This window comes from Aliiglaciecola sp. 3_MG-2023, from assembly GCF_030548205.1.
In the GTDB taxonomy this organism is placed as follows: Bacteria; Pseudomonadota; Gammaproteobacteria; order Enterobacterales; family Alteromonadaceae; genus Aliiglaciecola.
In genome coordinates, this window is the sequence record NZ_JAUORV010000018.1 from 1 (window position 1) to 21,876 (window position 21,876).

Consider the following 21,876-nt stretch of genomic DNA (forward strand, 5'->3'; position numbering starts at 1 on the left):
GCCATGGGTTTTAATGTGGGATTCAAATTGCATTTACGGGGCTAAAGCACCCGCCTACAGGGTAGCGGTTGTAGCCTGGTCTTTAGGCCATGGAATTTAAAGTGGGATTCAAATTGCATTTATGGGGCTAAAGCACCCGCCTACAGGGTAGCGGTTGTAGCCTGGTCTTTAGGCCATGGGTCTTAATGTGGGATTTAAATTGCATTCACGGGGCTAAAGCACCCGCCTACAGGGTAGCGTTTTGTAGCCTGGTCTTTAGGCCATGGAATTTAAAATGGCATAAAAAATCCGGCAGCGGCCGGATTTTTATCTTCGAGAAATTATAGATACCTAGTGTTTAAAATGACGCATACCGGTAAACACCATGGCTATATCGTGTTCGTCTGCCGCGGCAATAACTTCATTGTCTCGCATGGAACCGCCTGGCTGAATGACCGCTACAATGCCAGCCGCCGCGGCCGCATCGATACCGTCTCTAAATGGGAAGAACGCATCTGAAGCCATTACTGAACCTTTTACTTCGAGGTTTTCATCTGCAGCTTTGATGCCTGCTATTTTAGCTGAATAAACGCGACTCATTTGTCCTGCACCCACACCAATTGTCATGCTATCTTTGCAATAAACAATCGCGTTAGATTTAACATATTTGGCCACTTTCCAGGTAAACATGAGGTCTTTTAGTTGCTCTGGAGTTGGTTGGCGTTTACTTACAACGGTCAGGTCTTGCTCTTCAACCATTCCAAAGTCGCGCTCCTGCACTAATAAGCCACCATTGACGCGTTTAAAATCATAACCATCAGTTAATTGACCAGTCCAATCGCCGCACTCCAATAAACGCACGTTTTTCTTGGTTGCGACAATTTCAATGGCTTCTTTGCTTACCACTGGGGCAATAATCACCTCCACGAATTGACGATCAACAATAGCTTGAGCGGTTTTGGCATCCAACTCACGGTTAAACGCTATGATACCGCCAAATGCAGAAGTAGGATCGGTTTTGTACGCTCGGTCATAAGCGGTATACAAGTCATCACCTAAGGCGACTCCACATGGGTTGGCATGTTTCACTATCACACAAGCGGGTTCTGAAAATTCTTTTACACATTCTAAAGCTGAATCCGTATCAGCAATGTTATTAAATGATAACTCTTTGCCCTGTAATTGCTTAGCCGTGGCAACGGATGCTTCTTGAATCTGATTTTCCACATAAAACGCAGCCGATTGATGGCTGTTCTCACCATAGCGAAGATCTTGTTTTTTGCTCAGTTGAATATTGAAAGTCCGCGGGTATTCGCTGTGTTGGTGACCACAATCTTCATCGCAAGATTCGGAGTCTAGGCGCGCGCCAAAATAGTTGGCGATCATGCCGTCATATTCTGCGGTGTGCTCGAAAGCTGCAATGGCTAGGTCAAAACGGGTTTTGTAGGTTAATGAACCTTCATTTTCAGACATTTCGGACAGAACCCGCTGATAATCTTTAGCATTCACAACTATGGTCACATCTTTGTGATTTTTAGCTGCAGCACGAACCATTGTTGGGCCGCCGATATCGATGTTCTCGATGGCGTCTTCTAAAGAGCAGTCGTCGTTAGCTACGGTTGCAGCGAATGGATATAGATTGACAACTACTAGGTCAATAGCTTGAATGTCATTTTCTTGCATCACAGCTTCATCGATGCCGCGACGGGCTAAAATACCGCCGTGAACTTTTGGGTGTAATGTTTTAACCCTACCGGCCATAATTTCTGGATGACCAGTGTAATCAGATACTTCCGTTACATTAAGACCGGCTTCAGCAAGCAGTTTGGCAGTGCCACCAGTGGAAAGTAGCTCAACTCCTTGTTCAACTAGAGAGGTGGCAAATTCAACTATGCCTGATTTATCTGAAACACTTAATAGTGCGCGGCGGATGGGTTTAGCAGATGTCATTCTTTTACTCTTGATTGTGTGAAGATTAAATTGACCAAATAGTCAGGTATGGCGAAAACAAAAAGAGCACCATGAGGTGCTCTTTAGATTAAATTGTTACTAGAACCATAACGTGGGAAACCCCGATCATTAGTTCATTCCGTATTGCTTTAACTTTTTACGAAGCGTACCACGGTTGATACCCATCATGATAGCTGCGCGAGTTTGGTTACCGCGAGTGAAAGTCATTATTTCTTCCAATAAAGGCGCTTCCACCTCAGCTAAAACTAATTCATAAACATTTTCAACGTCAGTGTTATCTAACTGTCTCAAATATTTATTAACAGCTTGTTTAACGGAGTCTCTCAAAGGCTTTTGCGCTTGAGTTTGAGATGGAGTTGTCACTGTAGTAGTGAAAGGTGAAGTCACATTTTGATCGAACATAAACATCGTGCTCTTTAGTTGATAAAAAATTAAGCAGCAGGTGACATTGAATGACACTCTGCCAGTTTTTCAAAATACGTATTCAATTGGTCGAGTTGCTCTTGAGCATCTTCGATTAAATTGAATTTAGCTCGAAATACGCGTTCCTTGTCGTGATCTGCTAAATACCACCCCACATGCTTGCGGGCTATTCTGGCTCCCATAAAGTCACCATAAAATTGGTGAACATTACTGACGTGTTCAAGCATAACGCTACGAACTTCATCAATAGTTGGCGCGGGAAGCTCTGCGCCGGTGTTCAGGTAATGTAATATTTCGCGAAATATCCAAGGGTTACCTTGGGCACCGCGACCTATCATCAATGCATCAGCGTTAGTCATATCCAGCACTTCTTTGGCTTTCAACGCACTGCTGATATCACCATTTGCAACAACAGGAATCGATACCGATTGCTTGATTTTGGCAATCGTTTCGAACTCTGCATTGCCTTTATACATACAGGCTCTTGTACGTCCATGCACTGCCAAAGATTGGATACCATTGTTTTCGGCAATCTTCGCGATTTCTACACCGTTCCGATTATCTTGGTTCCAACCCGTTCTAATTTTTAATGTAACGGGTACATCGACAGCATTTACCACTGCTTGAACAATCTCTTCAACCAGTTTTGGGTATTGCAATAACGCAGACCCAGCCATCTTCTTATTCACTTTCTTAGCAGGGCACCCCATATTGATATCAATAATTTGAGCACCAGTACTAACATTTAATTGTGCTGCTTGAGCCATAAGCTGTGGATCTGCACCGGCTATCTGTACGGAACGAATACCAGATTCACCCGTATGATCCATCCGCTGCTTTGATTTGTCTGTGTTCCAAACTTTCGGATTAGAAGACAGCATTTCTGACACCACAAGCCCAGCACCCAAACGTTTACACATTTGTCTGAAGGGTCTATCTGTTACACCTGCCATAGGTGCTAACATGAGATTATTGTCTAATTCGTACTGACCAATCTGCATGAGTTAGTAGGCCCTTATATTGAACATTAAATGTTCGGCTAGTCAAAACGGGCGCTATGTTACGGTTTTTTGACCGTTTTGAAAAGGCTAATTTTTAAACAAAAGTGTAATTTATTTGCTTTCAATATCTTGACAGACAAGGGTTTCCATGGCCTGACCAGTCTTTGGGTTGTTTTTTAATCTGCTGATTTGAAGAAATATTATTTGTTAAACAAAACCTTATGTTATTTCATATCAATCGGTGAAGTTTTGTTACAAATTTTCCAAATGGACTAATTGGTCTGTTTTTATTTTTAAAAAAATTTTTGAATTTGCGCTTTATGTCAAACCAAGATGGTTAAATACTGCTATGAAGTTTCAAATTAAATTAAAAAACGAGCTTGTCTGTCAAAATTAAACAACCCTTAAGAAGGATTTTAACGATTCATTTTTTTACCTGACACCCTTGCCCAATCTCCTTCAATTGCGATGGGTTCCATCTCAAAATCTTCAGCATAAAGTTGATCTATTTCTTCAGCTTGATTAGCCAAAATGCCGGATAAAACGAGTAACCCACCTGGTTTACAATAGTCTGTTATAACGGAGCGCAACTCCCTTAACGGACCGGCTAGAATATTAGCTAAAACAATATCTGCTTGTAAATCAGGCTGGTCTTTAGGTAAGAATACGCTAATTTTATCAGCGACATCATTTCTGCCAGCGTTATCCATACTGGCTAACAGTGCTTGAGGATCGATGTCAATCCCGACCACAGATTCGGCCCCTAATTTTAACGCCGCAATGCCCAGAATACCCGAGCCGCAACCAAAATCGACAACGCTTTTATTGTCTAAACTGAGAGCGTCTAACCAACGCAAACAAAGAGATGTTGTGGGGTGAGTACCTGTACCAAAGGCCAAACCGGGATCCAACATCACGTTGACTGCCGAAGGATCAGGGATGTCTCGCCAACTAGGACAGATCCACAGTCGCTTTCCAAATTGAATTGGATGGAAGTTATCCATCCACTCCCGTTCCCAATCTTTATCTTCCAGTTGATCTAATTTATGGGCGAACCCTTTGCCTAGAATCTTCGATTTTTCAAGTTTGGATACAACGCGCTGCATATCGAATTCCGCATCGTACAAGCCAACCACTTGGGTGTCAGGCCAAAGCATAACTTCCCCTGGCTTAGGTTCATACATAGGGGTATCTTTAGCATCAGTAAAAGTTACAGCTTGGGCTCCATTGGCCGATAACATATTACCTATCTGCTCTGCATTTTCTGCATGTGTGTCGATTATTAGTTGAATCCAAGGCATCTGGGTTTCCTAAAAAGTCAATTTACAATAGTATCAAGTTCAGAAAAGATCGGCTTATTATTTTTTTAACTATTTTGGAATCAACGTTTTTTCATGATAAACAATAACCTATTTATTGCGCTGTTTTGTCTGATAAATTTGATAGTGCCAAATTTTGTTCAGGCGCAACAAAGCCTATTTGTTGCCATTGGCTGGGACAAGCCGCCTTATGTGATGAACAACGCCAAAGCTGGCTTTGAGGTTGAGTTATTGCGCGATGTTATGCAAACCATTGGCTATGAAGTTCAATTTGTTCAGATACCTTACGGCCGATCATATGACATTTTTAATATGAACAATATTGATGCGGTAGCCACTTTGAGCAGTAAGCGTAAGGCTAAACAACTATATCTTTCGAATGCCTATATTCAATATCAGAATGTGGTTGTGACTTTAGCTTCATCCAATATCCAACTCGATAGTGTTGCAGACATGTCTGAGATATCGACTGTTGGATTTCAATCTGCTTACAAACTCTTGGGGGCTGATTTTACCAAAATGACTTCTATTAATCCCGCCTACAGAGAAATACCTGATCAGGGGCGTCAACTAAAACTATTATTTAGTAAAAAGACTCAAGCGATTGTGCTAGATGTTAATATATTCAATCACTTAAGTCGCACAATCATAAAAAAAGCCAATCAACAACCGGTGGTCATTCATCAGCTTTTCTCGCCTAATATGTATCGCGTTGGCTTTCGCAACCCTGAGATTCAAGTTAAATTTGATCAAGGTTTAACAGCATACTTAACCTCTGAAAGGTATGTAGAGTTAAGCAAAAAATACCACTTTTACAGCTCTAACGTTTCTACTGAAAGCCACGCAACGCCATCTTTTACGGAAGAATAAAAGCTCTCATATCCTTAACTAAAGCTTTAAAGGAGGGCTCATGAATATACATCATGTGGCCAGCTTCATAATATTTCATCGTAACACGACTAAGATCTATGCCGTGGTGATTCATAGAATGTTCAGTGGCGAAAAATGGCGTAGCTAAATCGTAATAACCATTGGCCACAAATACTCTAAAATCTTTATTCTGACGCATTCCTTTTGATATGAATGGTGTAACGTTCATAAAGCCTTGGCTGCGTGCTGACTTCTCGTACAACCAATTCCAACTCATGAAAACTTCACCACTTAAAATGTGGTATTGCTCAGACCGTTTCACGTTAATATCATTGGCAAAGTAATGCTGTATGGCCGCTGTATATGCCCCGTCTATAGCATAAGACGACGGGTCAGCTTCAAAGTAGCCCGCTACGATGTTGGCCTCTTCACCTAAATAACGGCTGTCTAACCGACCAATGGCCTTTCCTTCATCTCGCATGAGCTCCTTCATGAATAAAAATTCGCTAATCCGCAGTTTAGATTGTTCAATATATTGTTTTTTTAAGCCGGTATAAGTATGCAGCTTGTTAACTACATTTTTTACTTCTTCAGGCTTAGCTAATGCGCCTTTCAATAAAACCGATGCGTATTCATTTAGGGCAAAATCACGCGTATCGGCTAAAAACTCCTGCAAGTTATTCCACTGTGATTTATTCGGTACTTTGTTGTGATACCAAGCTGTAGCAGCATAGGTAGGCAAGAATGTAACATAGGGTAAATCATTGCCTTCAGTGAAGTCTCCAGTTTGAAAATCAATGATAGATGAAATCAACAAAATTCCGTTTAGATCAATGGACCCCCAACCTTCTTGTAATTCTTTAACCATTGCACCAGCACGGGTGGTGCCATAACTTTCACCCGCTAAAAACTTAGGAGAATTCCAGCGGTTATTTTCAGTGATATACACTCGCACAAATTCAGACAGTATTTCAGCATCTTCTTTAACTCCCCAGAACGCTTTACCTTCATACTCGCCAAGGGGTTTGGAAAATCCGGTGCCAACGGGGTCAATAAAGACTAGATCTGCAATATCCAACAGACTTAACGGATTATCTTTCAAATTGAATGGCGCCGCACCCATGGGTTCAGCATCACTTGGCAACACCACTCGTTTGGGTCCGAATAACCCCATATGCATCCACACTGATGATGAACCAGGGCCACCATTGAATACAAATAATAAAGGTCTAGATTCGGCGTTCTTTACATCTGTTCGTGTGTAAGCGATATGGAATATGCTGGCTTTAGGTTTACCTTTTGCGTCTAGTAAGTGACTGTCTCCTGCGCTTACTTTGTATTTAACCGTAGTGCCGTTAAATTTTCCTTTGTGCTCAGTAACACTCATTTGCGCTTCGGGAATTTGCTTTACCTCCTTGCTTGATTCTTCTTTAGCATCCGCATGTAAGGTTAAAAACAACGTTGTGGTGAGGATCAGTATTATTTTTTTCATTTAAGTCTACTTATCATCTATTTTTGTTAAAAAATGTTTGTTGATAAACATTTTACCCAACCCAATCTGATTTGGATACGGTTAATGCTCGCTTACCATAAGAATCGCGAGTTTAATGATAAACTGCTCTTATTGAGTTGAAAATAACAGATTAAAATTGAGTGTATTTTCAACAATATTAGTGCGGAAACACCAATCAATAACACTAATATTGTTGTACTAAAAATGTACAATAATAAATTAAATAACAGATTTTATTGAATTAATTAACAGATTTAATTTGACAGAATCTCAGAGTAGGGTATGCTGCCCCTAGCTAAGAAAACCTCGTTAAAGATCTACATGTTCGTTGTTATATCGTTGTTCTTCGTCCTGTCGTTTTTAAGTTCGGTCTCTTTTTATGCTAAACCTGCCAATTATGGCACCCAATTTAATTTTTACAGGAAGATATAATATGTCTGATAAAGTAGTAGGAACTGTTAAGTGGTTCAATGAAGATAAAGGTTTTGGTTTCATCGAGCAGCAAGGCGGCCCTGATGTTTTCGCTCATTTCCGTTCAATCGTTGGTGACGGCTTCAAGACTCTTAAAGAAGGTCAAAAAGTTGAATTCACTATCGGCCAAGGCCAAAAAGGTCCTCAAGCTGAGAACATTCAAGTTATCTAATTCAATTTATCGTTAGATTTATCTAACGAATTGATAGAGAACTCAAAAAAGGCAATCTAATGATTGCCTTTTTTATTGTCTTTTTAACGCCTTTGGTATGCCATTCTTATTCGCTAATCTTGTTTCGATGGTACAAATGGGCTAATCCGCTGCCATACCTCACTGGGCTCCAGTCGTGACTTACTACCCACTACACAGAAAAGCCCTGGGCAGTCTGATGAAAAGCTTTTGGCCGTATCCCACGTTTCGTAGGGATGAGAATCATGGATCAGCAATAATTGTGGGTGGCTTTGACTTCCTGCGGTGATATGGAACTTATCTAGATTATTTTTTTTCATCGCGCACAAATAATACAGTGAATACTCTGTCCATTTAAGCATTAGAAAGCGTGATATCCGCCAGTTTCTGGGGTCTTTAGGGTTATGTAACGAACACAACACTTTTACCCAATCTTTTTTCCAAAGGGCACTTAATTCTTCGGTTAACTGGCTTGCCAATTTAGTCGACAGTATTGCCGGTGTAACATGCATTCCTTTGGATGTGTCGCCCACATTTGCCGACATTTTTAAAAGGCGCGCCGATGACTTCCACCATTTTGGATGAAAACTTCGAGGTTCGTATTGCAGCAGCGCTTTACCCTGATCAATCAGCTTTTCTATGGACAGAGGTTTTAAACAAATTACGTCGGCGTCAAAGGTAATGTAAAATTCATCAGTGAATTGTGTATGTGCAGCAATTTTGACAACTTGTTGTTTCCGCCAACCGCGCATATGTTGATGTTTAGCCAATTCAGGAACAAGATCTTCTTCAGACATCACAATCGGATTAAACTGCGCCCAACGCTGCACTTTTTCCCTGACTATTTGTACTTCGTCTGGCGGAGTTACAATCAAAAACTTAGAGAATAGGCCGGGTTCGCAGAACGCATCTAGGGTTTTAAATAGGATTTCAGTTCTACCTAAGTCATCTACATCGTAACTGCCCCTAACACTCAATGGTAAAATTGCACCAATTGTCATTCTATTATCCTATTAAATTTTCTGATGTATTAACTGTAAACGACTCTTATTACCTAAAATTGGCAGTGACTACTTACCTAGGTTACTTTACTTGAGGTTGGACTGAAAAGGCAATCCATTGAATTGCCTTAAATTTACCTTATAACCTATGTGCTACTTTTTTAACTCGGAGCGCAGTTTTTTAGTTGAAGCCTCTTTGTACAGGTATGTCATTGCCAATTGCTGAGCAGCATCTTTTAATTCAAGTTGCTCGATGTGTGCTTGCCTGAGTGAAATATAGATTTCGGCTAAGGTTTCCAGCGCAACAAACAACGATTTTTTGTCATTTTGCGCCACTGTTTTGACTAACTTTTGAGATAACTTGGGTAGTTTGAATTCAATTTTACGAAGACCATTGGGTTCAAACCCGCTATTAAACATGCCTAAGGGACCAATTACTGTTTGCCGTATAAAGGAAACAAAGTCTAGGGCTTCGTAGAGTTCACCTCTGGCTACTTTTGTTACGCCATAGTGCATCCATATCCAAAATCTATCTTCAAACCATTGGGGAGAATGGATGGGGTAATGCCCTTCGCCCTGCTCATATATATGGCTTAAGCAATTATCAATCTCCCATAATATTAACGGGTTATCTACTCGCTGATGGGCGTCTTCAATGGACACAAACTTCAAATCTACGTGTAAAGGCTCGACTGTATCGAATAGACAAATTAATAATCTGGGTTCCCCTACATGTTCTCCTGTCGCACAAGCGACTAGTGTACCCAGATTTGCTGCTATTGCCTCACGTTGCTGCATTACCAGCTCAACTTGAGATGGTACAACAGCAATGACTAAATCAAGATCACTGAATCTATCGACTTTATTTTCAGCAGCAGATCCAGATAGGGCTAACCCCATAAAACGATTATCTGTTGATATTTGTGCGATCAATTCCGTTAAAAAACGTCGTTGGTGGTCAAGTAAAGAACTTGGAATATTTGACATGAAAGCATGCTCCTTCGCTGGCTTGAATTGGCTGTTCGGTATACAGCGGGTTGAATTCAAGCCTAATTTTCAATCCCTTCGGCTTCTCCTTTCTACTATGCAAAGCAGCATTTTAGAATCGCATTAATTTTTGAAGGAGTAAATAGGTTGGGGACAAAAAAGAGGTTACCAAAAACACCAGTGTTTGCAGTTTTGTTGCTGCAGAAAATGCTCGGCATTTTGGCCTTGCAATAGTGCCAATGTGGCGAGTAACCCACTTTGAATACATTGTTGCGCTGCAACTGTTACCGATCGTGGTGCCTGTTGGATAGGGTAACCGGTTTTAGGATTCAAAACATGACCATAGCGTACCCCATTTTTAAGTAGGTACCGATTCGCATCGCCACTTGTTGCCAGTCCTCCACTGGCAATATTCACCATGGCTATGCCTCCCGAAGTATTGCTCGGATCCTCAATTCCTACTTGCCAATAGGGATGATCTTTGCGGGCTTGAGTAACTTGTATATCCCCACCGAAATTAACTAAAACGGATACCTGTGCTGCGATTTTCTGGCAAGTTTTGGCGACGCAATCTACAGCGTATTCTTTGCCAATACCGCCGAAGTCCAATTCGAAACCGACTGGTAAGGTAATTGACTCTGAGGTGTATTTAACACGTTGCCAACCTAAAAATGGTAGCAATGCTGTCACTTGTTCTTGTTTCGGAAGGTTATCGGAACCATCAAATTTCCAAACCTTTCTTAATACGCCAGAAGTGATATCAAATAATCCATCACTAATTTGATAACAGGTATCTGCAAACGTCAGTAGTTTTGCCGTTTCTGCATCAATTGCAACAGGCCGATTGTTACTTTGGTTTATCTGGAACATCAAATTGTTATTCTGATAACGACTATATTTGTTTTCGATGCGTTTGGTTTCGGTGTAAGCCATTTTAGTGAGTTTTTTAGCTAGGTTTGTATCCGTACTGTCCACTAATATTTCACAAGGACTGGCCATCGCAGAAAAGCGACCACAAATATGGTCGCCTCGCTTTTCTATCGTGAAAGGCAGTTTAGTGTTATGCATTTCTTGTCGATCTCAACCAAGCGGCTAAAAACTGTAGCTTACCTGCGCAATGACCGCTTTTAAAGCTGGATATAAGTCTTCATCAGCTAATGTCCCAGGTTGCTCGAATCCGGCATTCTCTGGGGTTTGCTGATAATATTCCAAACGAAATGCCAGTTCGTTACCGTTTTCTAACTGCATGCCGTACTTCAATCCTAGGGTAATAGCGGTCATTTTCCCGAGTCGGTAGTCTGCGCTGGCATGTTCAGGAAGAGGTGTTCCTTGGGATAAAAAGGGGTTGTAAAATTCCGCCTCATTCTGTTGATAGTAACGAATGTGTGGCTGGATATAGCTGGTTTCCGATAGGTTATATCGAAAACGCGTGTCAATTGTATGGGAGTCTATTTCCCAATCATCCGTAGCAAACCGATAGGAAAAGTCCATTACACCTTGATCAAGAGCATATTTAGTTTGCCAATACACACTGTGCTTGGTTCTTTCTGTGGGGCGAGATTCATGCACTATGTCTTGGGTCAAACCTTGTTGGTCAACTATACTGAGTACTTTGTACGGGTCATTGTGATAACCATCAGACATCGACAAACTATAGTTAAATTGCATTAACATCCGGCGATTAATTACTTGGGTGACACCAAACAGCAAATCTATGGTGTCTTTTTGTTCACTACCTTGTAATCGTGTCGCATCAAACGCTTGTTGATAGGCTTCAGTACTATCGAATTGTCCGTTATCAATGACCATGCTGGAAAAATCAACTGGACGCCCACCTACAGGATCTATGCTATCAAACGCATAGGATACACCCGCCGATAGGGTGGTGTTTTTCTGATTTAAGTCCATATCTAAAGAGCCATTACCGACAATAGATAAATAATCATATTCTTTAGAAGCTTGTAAACCAGCGCTGATACGGTAATTTTCAGCTAAAGGCTGAGTCCACTGTCCGCTAGCTTGCACACGGGTATCTCTAAATGTGTCATCTAGTGGTGTTTCGCCACCTTCTACTGTATATGAATCGTTGCCGGAAGGGCGTGTGAATGTTTGCACTCCAGACTGCGCAACCGCGCCTGAGGCAGAAGCGCCAGTGAGTGTATCGATGACCAATTTACCATTAAAATAGTGTTCATCACCGAAGTCTTTATTGGCATTAAATACTCCCTCAACTAATTGTACCCGATCTGTTTCGCCGTAATACAAGATGGCTGTATCAAACTGCCATTCATCACCTTTGTCTTGTGCTTGCACAGGCGTACCCAACAAAGCACACGAAGCTGCGGCGAGAATAGCACTGACGTTGTTATTTTGTTTTAGTTGCATCCACAACCTCCGCCTGCAAATGAACGGCCACCACTGGTCGCTTCTTTACTAAAGTAGATGTGATCATCTAAGCCAATATCGACACCTTCTGAATCAAGGGCCATTTCATCCTTTGCGAGTAAATCACGCTCCCAAGGTTGGACACCTAAATTTGCACAACCTGCGAGTTGCAGTAATGCCATCATGGCAATAAAAATCGTATATTTTCGTTTCATTTTTAGGTTCTCCTATTGTTTTAATAGCGCGACAATTTCTTGTTCATAAGTTGCGGATTTATCTATATGAAATCCTTTGTGAGCGACCACCAGTTCCCCTTGTCTGTTGATTAAGTAGCTTGTTGGCATACCGGGAATTTTATATTGGCTGGCTAAACTGCCGTGGGGATCGAACGCAATGTGAAATTGAGCTGGGTATTTGCTTAAAAATTTTTGTGCTAACTTAGCATCCTTATCCAAATTTACAGCTAAAACGACCAATCCTTCAGACTCGTATTTACGGGTCATTTCATTCATCCATGGAAACGATTTTCGGCAGGGCTTACACCATGAGGCCCAGAAGTCTAGATAGACTACTTTGCCGCTGTAATCACTTAATTTAATGTCTTGCAATTGAAAGTCAGGTGCAGGTAAAGCACTGGATTGAAAAGGTAGAAGTAGAACCAAAGTCAACAAGAAAAGACGCATAAAATACTTACTCTAAACAACAATGGTTATAGGGTAAGTTATCAACCTTAAGGGAACCTTAAGCTCAATGAATAGGGACGTTTTTCGCCTTGGTGAATCGAATTTACAGTACCAAGGTTAAAATTCGTACTCGAGAACAAAGCGCAAAGTATGATCTTTACTATCGCCATTCAAACCAGAAATAAAACCCAATTCCCATTTTAATTGCTTTTGACCTTGGTAGCGCTGGATCCCCATAAATGCAGGACCAATTCCAACGAAGTCTTCTCCTGTATATATTTCTACTGAAGGTTGCAGCCAGGGGTGCCAGCGGTATCTATATTTTAATCTGAATTGAGGGATGATCTCGCTTTCGGTTTCGCTATCTCTATCATTTCCCCATGTATAGGCGAGTAAAAAGTTGGTGGTTAAACTGGTTTGGCCAAACTCCTTTTCAATCAAGATACCAGATGTTGCTTCCCAAAGATCTCGGTGATGGGCTTTCTCAATTTCAAACAGTGCACCCCAGTCAGCCCAATATTGACCTTGCTCTGTTAGCATCCAGCGTGCCTCTACTTCATATGATGCTAAATCAAAGTCATCGTATTCGTCTCTGGCTCCGACTAAATAAAACTCTAACATCACATGTTCTGAAACCGCTTTTCCAAATGCCAAACGTTGGGTAAGTAAATTACCATCATCATTCTGGCGAGAGGCAAATCGCCATTCCACTTCGCGCTCATTGGGTAAAACGTAGGGGTGGTAAACTTTGTCTACTGAGCCTTCATCGGCGAAAGCTAGTGGCTCACATATTAGGGATGCGAGTAAACTCAAAAAACTGAAAAGCCTCATTTCATTGACTCCTTTTTCCCTTTTCTCATTGAATTGATAAAAAGTCTTAGCAAATTTGGCGTTATTAACGCGATTAAGTAGATCAAAATATATAGTCCTGTGGGAGATGACTCATAACCTATTAATGTGGCAAGAAACTGACCTATTTCATTTTCATCTGAAATGAATTGTTTGCTATTCCAAATTTGTTGTGAAGTGACTAAGTCTGTTTGTTGCAACAGGTAGGCGATGTGGGAGAATTGACCGACAACAAATACTAAAAACAGGTAGCGAGCTACTTTGACTTTTTGCAGGGGTTTTAATAGCAATACCAGCAAGGTAGCGATGCTTGTGCAGATACCGATACCTAAAATTAAACCTAAAAATAGCGAATGAGTCTGTTCGTTGAGACGCCAGAAACTGACATAGAACAGGAGTAGATTACTGGCATTTAGAATAATAATACAAATGATGAAAAGCGCTGCCAAAAGCCCAGCTAATAAACTGTACCTGAGCTGATTATTCACGAAAAAGGCCACAGCAATGAGGTAAGCAATGATAAGTAACAGGATCTTTAGAAACTCAAACCCCAAACCATCGGCGTATTGAGAGATAATTCCGATGTTATTGAACACAAGTAAACAAACAATAATGCCACTCACAATGCCAAAATACAGCCAGTGCTGCCACTTCGGTATCAATACAATTAGGATGGCTATTGACCAAAATATTGGTAAAGCATCTTTTAAAATCAGCACCACTGTATTACTTAGCATCTTGATGCTCCTCAGTGGACACGACATTCACGAAGCCTATTGCCGTATTCGGGTGATACTCTCCAAAGTAACGATATCTCCCCGCTTCTAGAGGGCCGACAAAGATACTCGAACGGCTATTAGCAAACACAACTTTTTCCCGATTGAGGTCAAAACTATCAATCTCTTCAGGGGTGTCATCTTGATTGATAAAGTTAATTTTGACTTTTTTGTGCTCAGGAATATCAATTTCAGGTGGGTAAAATAGGTGATTTCGAATGGTAATAGTAATTTCGTCGATTGCAATGGCGTTAAACGACAAGGTAAGTAACACTAACATCATGAATTTTTGCATGATGTTTTTAAGCTCATGACGGCGCACTTTACTCATGCAGAATTGAGCTCAACAAGCACGCTTAAACCACCTAAGTCTGATTTACCTAGTTTGAGTTTGCCATTGTGCATAGCGACTATTTGCTCGACTATGGATAGTCCTAGCCCACTCCCTTCAATTTTACTTTTTTGATGACTCTGACCGCGATAAAAGCGCGCTGTAGACTTTATTTGTTCGTGTTCGGGAATTCCCGTTCCTGAATCTTCAACAAGAATGCTTAGACATTTATCCTTGAGGCTTATGTTTATGCGTATATCACTATTTTCTGGCGTGTATTTATTGGCATTACTAATCAGGTTTTGTAGCAAAGTATATACAGCAAACTCATTGCCTCTAAATTCACAGGATTCACCACTAAGTTCAATATTTTGGTTTTTCTTATCAATATTCACATAGATATCGGATATCACTTTTTGAGCAATTTTGAAGGGGTCACAGATATCAAAGTTAGCAGAGATGATTTCAGGGTTGGTGCGACTGAGCAGTAAAATTTGGTTAACTACGTGAATCATTCTATCTGTATCTTGTTGTAATTGCTCAACTTCCTCGTGTTCAGCGCTCTGACTCTGCTGTAAATTATGTAAATTTATTTTCATTACGCTAAGTGGTGTTCTTAGTTCATGGGCGGCATGGCTGGCGAATTGTTTTTCTCGCTCAAATGCTGAATTTAAGCGGCTCAGTAAGCTATTTAGGGTACTCACCGTGGGCAGTAATTCTGCAGGTGTTCGCGACAGCGCAATGTTGGAAAAATCATTTTCTCGACGTTTTGATAACTGAGTCGTGAGTTCTCGTAGCGGTGCCAAACCGTAGGTAACGAGAAGGAATATTGCAAGGGCTAACACCGGGATGGCTAGAAAAAATGGGGTCATCGCCGAAATCATCATTTCCTCAGTTAGCTCAAATCTGGTTTTTAATGGTTGAGCGACAAAAACCCATAAAGAAGTTTGCTGATTGAAACTGGCATATACCCGCCATCGTTGAGCATTAAAATTCTGGTCAGAATAACCCACTTCAAAGGGAGCTATGGCAGTCAACGGGACGTTACTGGTGCGTAAAACTAAGTCATTGTCTGACCAACTTTGAATGGCCAAGTCTTCATTGGAAGCGGCAATGGCATGGCTTATTTGATTGGGTAAGTTAGTAATACTTTGGGCAAGGGTTTTTAATTCAGCATCGAACAACTCTGACGACATTTGCATACCTGAGCGATATCCTTGCAAAGCAGCCATAAAGCTAATCAGCGCAATAGCACTGATAAGAAGTAGGGTCAGATATTTGCGAATTGAATCCATTTAGTCACAGTAGGATCGTTGATTAATACTGTAGCCTACACCACGAACGGTTTTAATAAACTCCTTTGGTAATTTTTTACGTAAGTTATGGATATGCACTTCAATTGTATTGCTCGCCACCTCATCACCCCATTCATAAAGCTTGGATTCCAGTTGTTGTTTGGATTGAATACGCCCTAGGTTTTCCATCAATGACTTAAGCAAGGTAAATTCGCGACGAGAGGTTTCTACTTGCTGATTATTAATAAGCAGTAAGTGGTGGGTAATATCAAGGCTAACCGGACCGCAGCTTACTAAAGATTGTTGAGAGGTGCCTAACCGTCTTTCCATTACGCGCAAACGTGCCAATAACTCAGACATCTCAAAAGGCTTAGGCAAATAGTCATCAGCGCCTTTGTCCAAACCTTGGATTTTATCCGAGGTGGAGTCCCGCGCAGTTAGAATCAATGTTGGTATCGTATTTTTTTGTTTGCGGATTTTATCGAGTAAGGTTAATCCGTCCATATCAGGCAAGCCAAGGTCTAGAATCAATAAATTACAATCATCTATCTCTAGCGCGGCTATGGCGTCTTTGCCATTAAATACACAGTTTACGGCATAACTTTGCTTGCGCAATGATTTGCTTAGGGCTTCAGATAAAGCAAGGTCGTCCTCTACTAATAATATACGCATAATAGTTGGTTCTTATTCATAAACTGCAACGGGGTAGCAAATCGATAATAAAGTAATTCCATCGAAATTTGCATATTGATTGTCCCTATAATGATAGAAGCTTTACCTTAAATTAGCCTTAACACCGAATTTCTAATATCGATGTTTTCAAGCTCCAATAAAAAGGGGCACTAGTGTGCCCCTTTCATGCGTATTGAACAGGTTTAGAATTTATAACCTACGGTGAGTGAATAAACAAAGGGGTCAATATCCACATCTACTGTGCCTGCAGTACCATCATTGGTAAATGTCGCTTCAGTACTGATATCGATATAGCGAGCAGAAGCGTTAACAAACCAATTGTCATCCAACATATAGTCAAAACCAATTTGCGCAGACAAACCAACAGAGTCGTCTAATTCTAGGTCACTAAAGCCAGCTTCTTGATTGGCAGCAGTGAAATCTTCACTGAAGAAAATAGTGTAGTTGATGCCCAAACCTACATAAGGTTGAAAGGCACTATCACCGTCTAAAAAGTGATAATTAGCTGAAACAGTAGGGGGTAAGTGTTTAGTGGAACCTAAAGCACCAACGGTATTTAAACCAATATCGTGCTCAAAAGGGGTTGCTGCTAATACTTCAATTGCCCAATTAGGAGATAGGAAGTACGCAAAATTTAAGCCTAATTGAGAGTTATTATCAACGTTTACACCTACTCCAACATCCGCTCCGCCGATAAAAACGTTGCTGCTAGATTCGTCTGGGGCAACGGTTGTTACACCAGCACGTATGATCATATCACCGGTTGTGTAGGCTTGTGCATTCGTTGCACCAAGTGCGACTGCGACTGCTAGATAAACTGCGAGTTTTTTCATGTGTTTCTCCATCGAAATAATGTGTTTAAATTTGATGGAGAAAGCTTACCGAATTGAATTTTTATGATATTGATCTGGCTCAACCAAAAAGATTCAAAACATTGATGTAAATCAAAGTTTTATAATAGGCTTCTAAAAATCGATATTGGCGAGCAAATGTATGACGTTTAGTTTTGGTATTCAGTGCTTTTTCTAATCTGCCAAACGATTCCTGCGCCAAACGCATAATTGTTGTTATCTACGAGCAGGGGGCTATGGATATTGGCGGCGTTATTTTGAAAACGATAAGATGCACTCATAAACATGCGAACTGTTGGGGTTACATTGAACATGTAAGCGCCAGATAGTGAGACTCCTAGATAGCCCGCTTTTGCATCATATTCAGGTCGTTGTGCCGTGGCGAATTTAGCATCGACTTGATAAAAATAATCGTGTAATTTTTCTGTTCCCCAAATGGGCGATATGCTGATTCGAAAGCGATCTTCTGATTGCAATGCACCAATATATTGGTAGGTTAATTCTGGGTTTAGTACATATCCACGGTGGGTAATAGATGAAAAGTCAGTGGAGAATACTCCACGGCTTTGTAGTTTAAATTGAATTTGTTGGATACCGGTTGCTTTTTTACCGCTTTCGAACAGTTTAACACGAATTTGTGGCCCTACTTCAAACACAAAATCGAGATCTGGCATGCCTGCTCGAACTGAATCATCGCTAGAATCTGCGCTAAATGCGGCGTCTAAAGACAAGTCTATTTCCAACCAGCTTTTTTCTACTGCCACTGCACGAATAACACTGTTTTCTCCTACTCTGATAATGTCACCACGGTAGATGAAAAAAGGTAATACAAAACCATTGTTATGATTGTCAGCTGCTCCAGGGTATTCCGGCGTGCTGAAGCCTGCGCCTATAATACCGGCTTCCCAGCGTGGTTTTTTAATATAATCTTCATCCATCGATGTATCAATTTGCGCAAAACAAGGGAAGTTAATAAGGATTGCAATTAGCCATAATAGACTCAGTTTGAGAGACACAAAAATACCGTTTGAATGGGAATAGTAATGAAAATTTACTACAGCAGATGTAACTAGCTCAAGCTTAATATTATAAAAATGAAAAAGTATAAGACTAATTCGTGAGGGAGTGGAATATGGCTACAACGAATGAGGTGATAGAGCCGGTAAATAATAATCAGGGTCTACCTAATTTTCACTAGGTAGACCCTGAGAAGCATAAACTACAATCAGAGTTTCAGCTTTTTCTCTAGATAGTGGATATTTGTGCCACCGTTAAAGAAGTTTTCATCTGCCATAATGCTTTGTTGTAAAGAGATGTTAGTTTTAATTCCATCCACAACAAGTTCATCTAGGGCATGACGCATTCTGGCTATAGCCACATCACGATTTTCTCCATAGGCAATCAACTTGCCAATCATAGAGTCGTAATGAGGCGGGACACTGTAACCTGCATAGATGTGAGATTCCCAGCGAATACCAAAACCACCTGGTGAATGGAACATATCAATTTTGCCAGGGCTAGGCATAAAGGTCTCAGGATCTTCTGCATTAATTCGACATTCAATAGCATGACCGCGAATTTGCACATCTTTTTGTTCGATGGATAAAGGTTGACCAGCGGCAATACGAAGTTGCTCTTTGATCAAGTCCACGCCGGTAATCATTTCTGTTACTGGGTGCTCAACCTGAATACGGGTATTCATTTCAATGAAATAAAAATCACCGTTTTCATAAAGGAATTCAAAGGTTCCCGCACCACGATAGCCGATTTCAATACAGGCTCTACGGCAGCGCTCACCGATTCGTTCACGGGTTTCTGAATTAATTCCTGGTGCTGGTGCTTCTTCAACGACTTTTTGATGGCGTCGTTGCATTGAGCAATCACGTTCACCTAAATGAACCGCGTTACCTTGACCGTCGGAGAGTACTTGAATTTCAACGTGACGTGGATTTTCTAAGAATTTTTCCATGTACACAGTCGCATTACCAAAGGCTGCTCCTGCTTCGGCCTGAGTCATTGAAATAGCTTCAATTAGCTCTGACTCTTCACGCACCACGCGCATTCCTCTACCACCACCGCCACCAGCGGCTTTAACGATAATTGGGTAACCAATGCGTTTGGCGATACTTTTGTTGCGTTCTGGATCGTCATTAAGAGGACCATCAGAACCAGGTACACAAGGCACTCCTGCTTCTTTCATGGACTTAATGGCCGAGACCTTGTCGCCCATCAAAGTAATGGTTTCTGCTTTTGGACCAATGAAAATAAAACCACTTTTTTCAACTGCTTCTGCAAACTCTGCATTTTCAGCTAAAAAACCGTATCCTGGGTGGATAGCAACTGAATTAGATACTTCAGCGGCGGCAATGATTCGGGGGATATTTAAATAGCTTTCTGTGGCTGAAGCTTTACCTATACAGATAGATTCATCTGCAAGCAAAACGTGTTTCAGATCCTTATCTGCAGTGGAATGTACAGCGACGGTTTTGATCCCCATCTCCTTACATGCACGCAGAATACGAAGTGCTATTTCACCCCGGTTCGCAATTAAGACTTTATCAAGCATGGCAATTCGCTCGCTTATTCGATTACGAACATGGGTTGATCAAATTCAACAGGTTCTTGGTTTTCTACCAATATTTGTTTTATAACACCTGTTTTATCGGCTTCTATTTGGTTCATCATTTTCATTGCTTCAACAATACATAATGTGTCACCAACATTCACTTTTTGACCCACTTCAACAAATGCAGGTGAAGTAGGTGAAGCTGAGCGATAAAAGGTACCGACCATAGGCGATTTCACAACATGACCTGATATTTCAGGACTTGCTGCAGGAGTAGCAGGAGCTGCGGCTGGAGCAGCGGCTACTGGAGCAGGTGCTGGAGCATACTGCACAGGCGCTTGTGAAGAAGCACTCGCCCGATGAATACGTACTGACTCTTCACCTTCAGTAATTTCAAGTTCAGAAATACCTGACTCTTCTACTAGTTCTATCAATTTCTTTATTTTACGAATATCCATTTAAGCTCTCTTTAGTTACTCATTAAATTAATTTTGGCAATGGCCTTTGGCAGCAATTAATGCAGCTTTATAACCGTAATCTCCCAATCCACAAATTACCCCTTGGGCAACATCTGATAAGTAGGAGTGTTTTCTAAATTCTTCGCGCGCGTGCACATTTGATAAATGCACTTCTATAAAGGGTATACTCACACTCAATAGCGCGTCTCTAATCGCAACGCTTGTATGGGTAAATGCTCCAGGATTTATAATAATAAAATCGACATTCCCCATGGCATTGTGAATTGTGTCTATCAATTCATGTTCAGCATTTGATTGCAAATGCACTAGCTCAATGCTTTCCTGATTTGCTAGTATTGTTAATTCATCTACAATATCTTGTAACGTCTTCGACCCATATATGCCGGGTTCACGCTTTCCCAACATATTGAGGTTTGGACCGTTTAATAATAAAAATTTCACGAATTTGTCGCTATCTTCTTTTAAATTTCATTGTAGTGATACTCTTAACGTAAATTTGTTCAAAGTCAAATAAGAATCGAACGAAAATTGGTCAATTAAAAGTTGTCTAGAGTAATTATAGAGAATAGTGCCCAATTAGCAGCAAAATACTGGTCTTATCAGCGAAGTTTACTGCATCTTTTCTAAGTTATAGCTCAAAAGGTAAGGTTTTTGAATTATTTAGCCCATATCCACCTAGCGCATGTTTCACAAACGAGCCTGTTGGGTAACTTTTTAGGAGATTTTGTAAAAGGAAGCAATTTAGATCATCTACCCACTTCTTTACAGCACGGCATTCGCTTACACAGGAAAATTGATTCATATACCGATAATCACCCTGTTGTTAAATCACTTCGAAAGCAGTTTTCTGCTAATTTACGCCGTATGTCAGGGGTTATGATTGATATTTACTTTGATCACTTACTTTCACTGCACTGGCCAAGTTTTACAGTCCAACCCCAGCAAGTGGTCTTGTCTGCATTTTACCAACAATTGAAAGAAGAGCCGTCTAAGCATAGTCAACATTTTGCTTCTGTGCGTGCGGGTTTGTTAAAGCATCAGTGGTTACAAAATTATAATGAACGAAAAAGTTGTTTAGGCGCTTATCAACAAATTGAGAAACGATTAAATAGGCGAATTGAATTCGCTCAGGAAGGGTATCAATTCATGAATTTATACCATGCTCAGATAGAACAAGATTTTTTGGCGTTCTATCCTGAACTCATACATTATGTGCAAACAGTAGAACTAGATTAAAGGATGA

Annotated in this window: 24 protein-coding genes; 3 read left to right on the top strand and 21 right to left on the bottom strand. The window is 40.8% G+C overall.

From position 1 onward, the window contains the following. Positions 1-330: 330 nt before the first annotated feature. The 4 genes from purH to prmA form a co-directional block, all read right to left on the bottom strand. Positions 331-1,929, bottom strand: coding sequence for a bifunctional phosphoribosylaminoimidazolecarboxamide formyltransferase/IMP cyclohydrolase (purH, locus tag Q4574_RS17850; RefSeq protein ID WP_303476092.1), 1,599 nt, complete (start codon positions 1,927-1,929; stop codon positions 331-333). A gap of 129 nt (positions 1,930-2,058) precedes the next feature. Beyond that, positions 2,059-2,352 (bottom strand): DNA-binding transcriptional regulator Fis, encoded by a 294-nt coding sequence (gene fis / locus Q4574_RS17855; protein ID WP_040523552.1) that lies wholly within the window; start codon positions 2,350-2,352, stop codon positions 2,059-2,061. 29 nt (positions 2,353-2,381) lie between these two features. Beyond that, positions 2,382-3,374: a tRNA dihydrouridine synthase DusB gene (dusB, locus tag Q4574_RS17860; protein ID WP_303476099.1), complete on the bottom strand. Its 993-nt coding sequence runs from the start codon at positions 3,372-3,374 to the stop codon at positions 2,382-2,384. Between the two features lie 416 nt (positions 3,375-3,790). Beyond that, a complete protein-coding gene (gene prmA / locus Q4574_RS17865) occupies positions 3,791-4,675 on the bottom strand; it encodes a 50S ribosomal protein L11 methyltransferase (RefSeq protein ID WP_303476101.1) in 885 nt (294 codons plus the stop codon). A gap of 93 nt (positions 4,676-4,768) precedes the next feature. Between prmA and Q4574_RS17870 the strand changes: the two genes are divergently transcribed. Beyond that, positions 4,769-5,563 carry an ABC transporter substrate-binding protein gene (locus Q4574_RS17870; RefSeq protein ID WP_303476103.1) on the top strand — a complete coding sequence of 265 codons (795 nt, stop codon included), beginning with the start codon at positions 4,769-4,771 and terminating at the stop codon, positions 5,561-5,563. On the opposite strand, the gene Q4574_RS17875 is transcribed toward Q4574_RS17870, so the two are convergent. Further along, complete coding sequence (locus tag Q4574_RS17875) at positions 5,550-7,055, bottom strand: S10 family peptidase (protein ID WP_303476106.1); 1,506 nt, start codon at positions 7,053-7,055, stop codon at positions 5,550-5,552. The two genes, Q4574_RS17870 and Q4574_RS17875, sit on opposite strands and share 14 nt — an antisense overlap. Positions 7,056-7,509: 454 nt before the next feature. Between Q4574_RS17875 and Q4574_RS17880 the strand changes: the two genes are divergently transcribed. After that, positions 7,510-7,719, top strand: coding sequence for a cold-shock protein (locus Q4574_RS17880; RefSeq protein WP_008846166.1), 210 nt, complete (start codon positions 7,510-7,512; stop codon positions 7,717-7,719). A 113-nt stretch (positions 7,720-7,832) separates the two neighbouring features. Here Q4574_RS17880 and Q4574_RS17885 read toward each other — a convergent pair whose 3' ends face one another. The 16 genes from Q4574_RS17885 to aroQ form a co-directional block, all read right to left on the bottom strand. Then, positions 7,833-8,738 carry a DUF6492 family protein gene (locus Q4574_RS17885; protein ID WP_303476110.1) on the bottom strand — a complete coding sequence of 302 codons (906 nt, stop codon included), beginning with the start codon at positions 8,736-8,738 and terminating at the stop codon, positions 7,833-7,835. A gap of 153 nt (positions 8,739-8,891) precedes the next feature. Next, positions 8,892-9,725 carry an aminoglycoside 6-adenylyltransferase gene (locus Q4574_RS17890; protein WP_303476112.1) on the bottom strand — a complete coding sequence of 278 codons (834 nt, stop codon included), beginning with the start codon at positions 9,723-9,725 and terminating at the stop codon, positions 8,892-8,894. A gap of 165 nt (positions 9,726-9,890) precedes the next feature. Beyond that, the gene (locus Q4574_RS17895; RefSeq protein ID WP_303476306.1) at positions 9,891-10,724 is read right to left on the bottom strand and encodes an FAD:protein FMN transferase; all 834 of its coding nucleotides are present in this window, start codon (positions 10,722-10,724) and stop codon (positions 9,891-9,893) included. A gap of 93 nt (positions 10,725-10,817) precedes the next feature. Beyond that, complete coding sequence (locus tag Q4574_RS17900) at positions 10,818-12,110, bottom strand: DUF3570 domain-containing protein (RefSeq protein ID WP_303476115.1); 1,293 nt, start codon at positions 12,108-12,110, stop codon at positions 10,818-10,820. Further along, positions 12,101-12,325, bottom strand: coding sequence for a DUF4266 domain-containing protein (locus Q4574_RS17905; RefSeq protein WP_303476118.1), 225 nt, complete (start codon positions 12,323-12,325; stop codon positions 12,101-12,103). Before Q4574_RS17905 ends, Q4574_RS17900 begins: the two co-directional genes overlap by 10 nt. A 12-nt stretch (positions 12,326-12,337) precedes the next feature. After that, positions 12,338-12,793, bottom strand: a complete 456-nt coding sequence (locus Q4574_RS17910; RefSeq protein WP_303476121.1) for a TlpA disulfide reductase family protein — start codon at positions 12,791-12,793, stop codon at positions 12,338-12,340. 117 nt (positions 12,794-12,910) lie between these two features. Next, positions 12,911-13,624, bottom strand: a complete 714-nt coding sequence (locus Q4574_RS17915) for a hypothetical protein (protein ID WP_303476123.1) — start codon at positions 13,622-13,624, stop codon at positions 12,911-12,913. After that, entirely contained in the window at positions 13,621-14,379 is a 759-nt protein-coding gene (locus tag Q4574_RS17920) for a hypothetical protein (RefSeq protein ID WP_303476126.1), read from the bottom strand. The genes Q4574_RS17915 and Q4574_RS17920 overlap by 4 nt, the downstream gene beginning before the upstream one ends. Next, complete coding sequence (locus tag Q4574_RS17925) at positions 14,369-14,713, bottom strand: cupredoxin domain-containing protein (protein ID WP_303476308.1); 345 nt, start codon at positions 14,711-14,713, stop codon at positions 14,369-14,371. Before Q4574_RS17925 ends, Q4574_RS17920 begins: the two co-directional genes overlap by 11 nt. Before the next feature lie 32 nt (positions 14,714-14,745). After that, a complete protein-coding gene (locus tag Q4574_RS17930; RefSeq protein ID WP_303476127.1) occupies positions 14,746-16,044 on the bottom strand; it encodes an ATP-binding protein in 1,299 nt (432 codons plus the stop codon). Beyond that, positions 16,045-16,716 carry a response regulator gene (locus Q4574_RS17935; RefSeq protein WP_303476129.1) on the bottom strand — a complete coding sequence of 224 codons (672 nt, stop codon included), beginning with the start codon at positions 16,714-16,716 and terminating at the stop codon, positions 16,045-16,047. It abuts the gene before it with no gap. A gap of 203 nt (positions 16,717-16,919) precedes the next feature. After that, complete coding sequence (locus tag Q4574_RS17940; protein WP_303476132.1) at positions 16,920-17,570, bottom strand: OmpW family protein; 651 nt, start codon at positions 17,568-17,570, stop codon at positions 16,920-16,922. A 167-nt stretch (positions 17,571-17,737) separates the two neighbouring features. Further along, entirely contained in the window at positions 17,738-18,604 is an 867-nt protein-coding gene (locus tag Q4574_RS17945) for a MipA/OmpV family protein (protein WP_303476134.1), read from the bottom strand. Between the two features lie 209 nt (positions 18,605-18,813). Beyond that, on the bottom strand, positions 18,814-20,154 hold the full coding sequence (gene accC, locus Q4574_RS17950) for an acetyl-CoA carboxylase biotin carboxylase subunit (RefSeq protein ID WP_303476137.1): 1,341 nt from the start codon (positions 20,152-20,154) through the stop codon (positions 18,814-18,816). A gap of 14 nt (positions 20,155-20,168) precedes the next feature. Further along, positions 20,169-20,612, bottom strand: a complete 444-nt coding sequence (gene accB, locus Q4574_RS17955; protein WP_303476140.1) for an acetyl-CoA carboxylase biotin carboxyl carrier protein — start codon at positions 20,610-20,612, stop codon at positions 20,169-20,171. A gap of 27 nt (positions 20,613-20,639) precedes the next feature. Further along, positions 20,640-21,074: a type II 3-dehydroquinate dehydratase gene (gene aroQ / locus Q4574_RS17960; protein WP_303476142.1), complete on the bottom strand. Its 435-nt coding sequence runs from the start codon at positions 21,072-21,074 to the stop codon at positions 20,640-20,642. A 210-nt stretch (positions 21,075-21,284) separates the two neighbouring features. On the opposite strand from aroQ, the gene Q4574_RS17965 reads away from it, so the two are divergent. Beyond that, positions 21,285-21,869, top strand: coding sequence for an ACP phosphodiesterase (locus Q4574_RS17965; RefSeq protein WP_303476144.1), 585 nt, complete (start codon positions 21,285-21,287; stop codon positions 21,867-21,869). Positions 21,870-21,876: the final 7 nt, after the last annotated feature.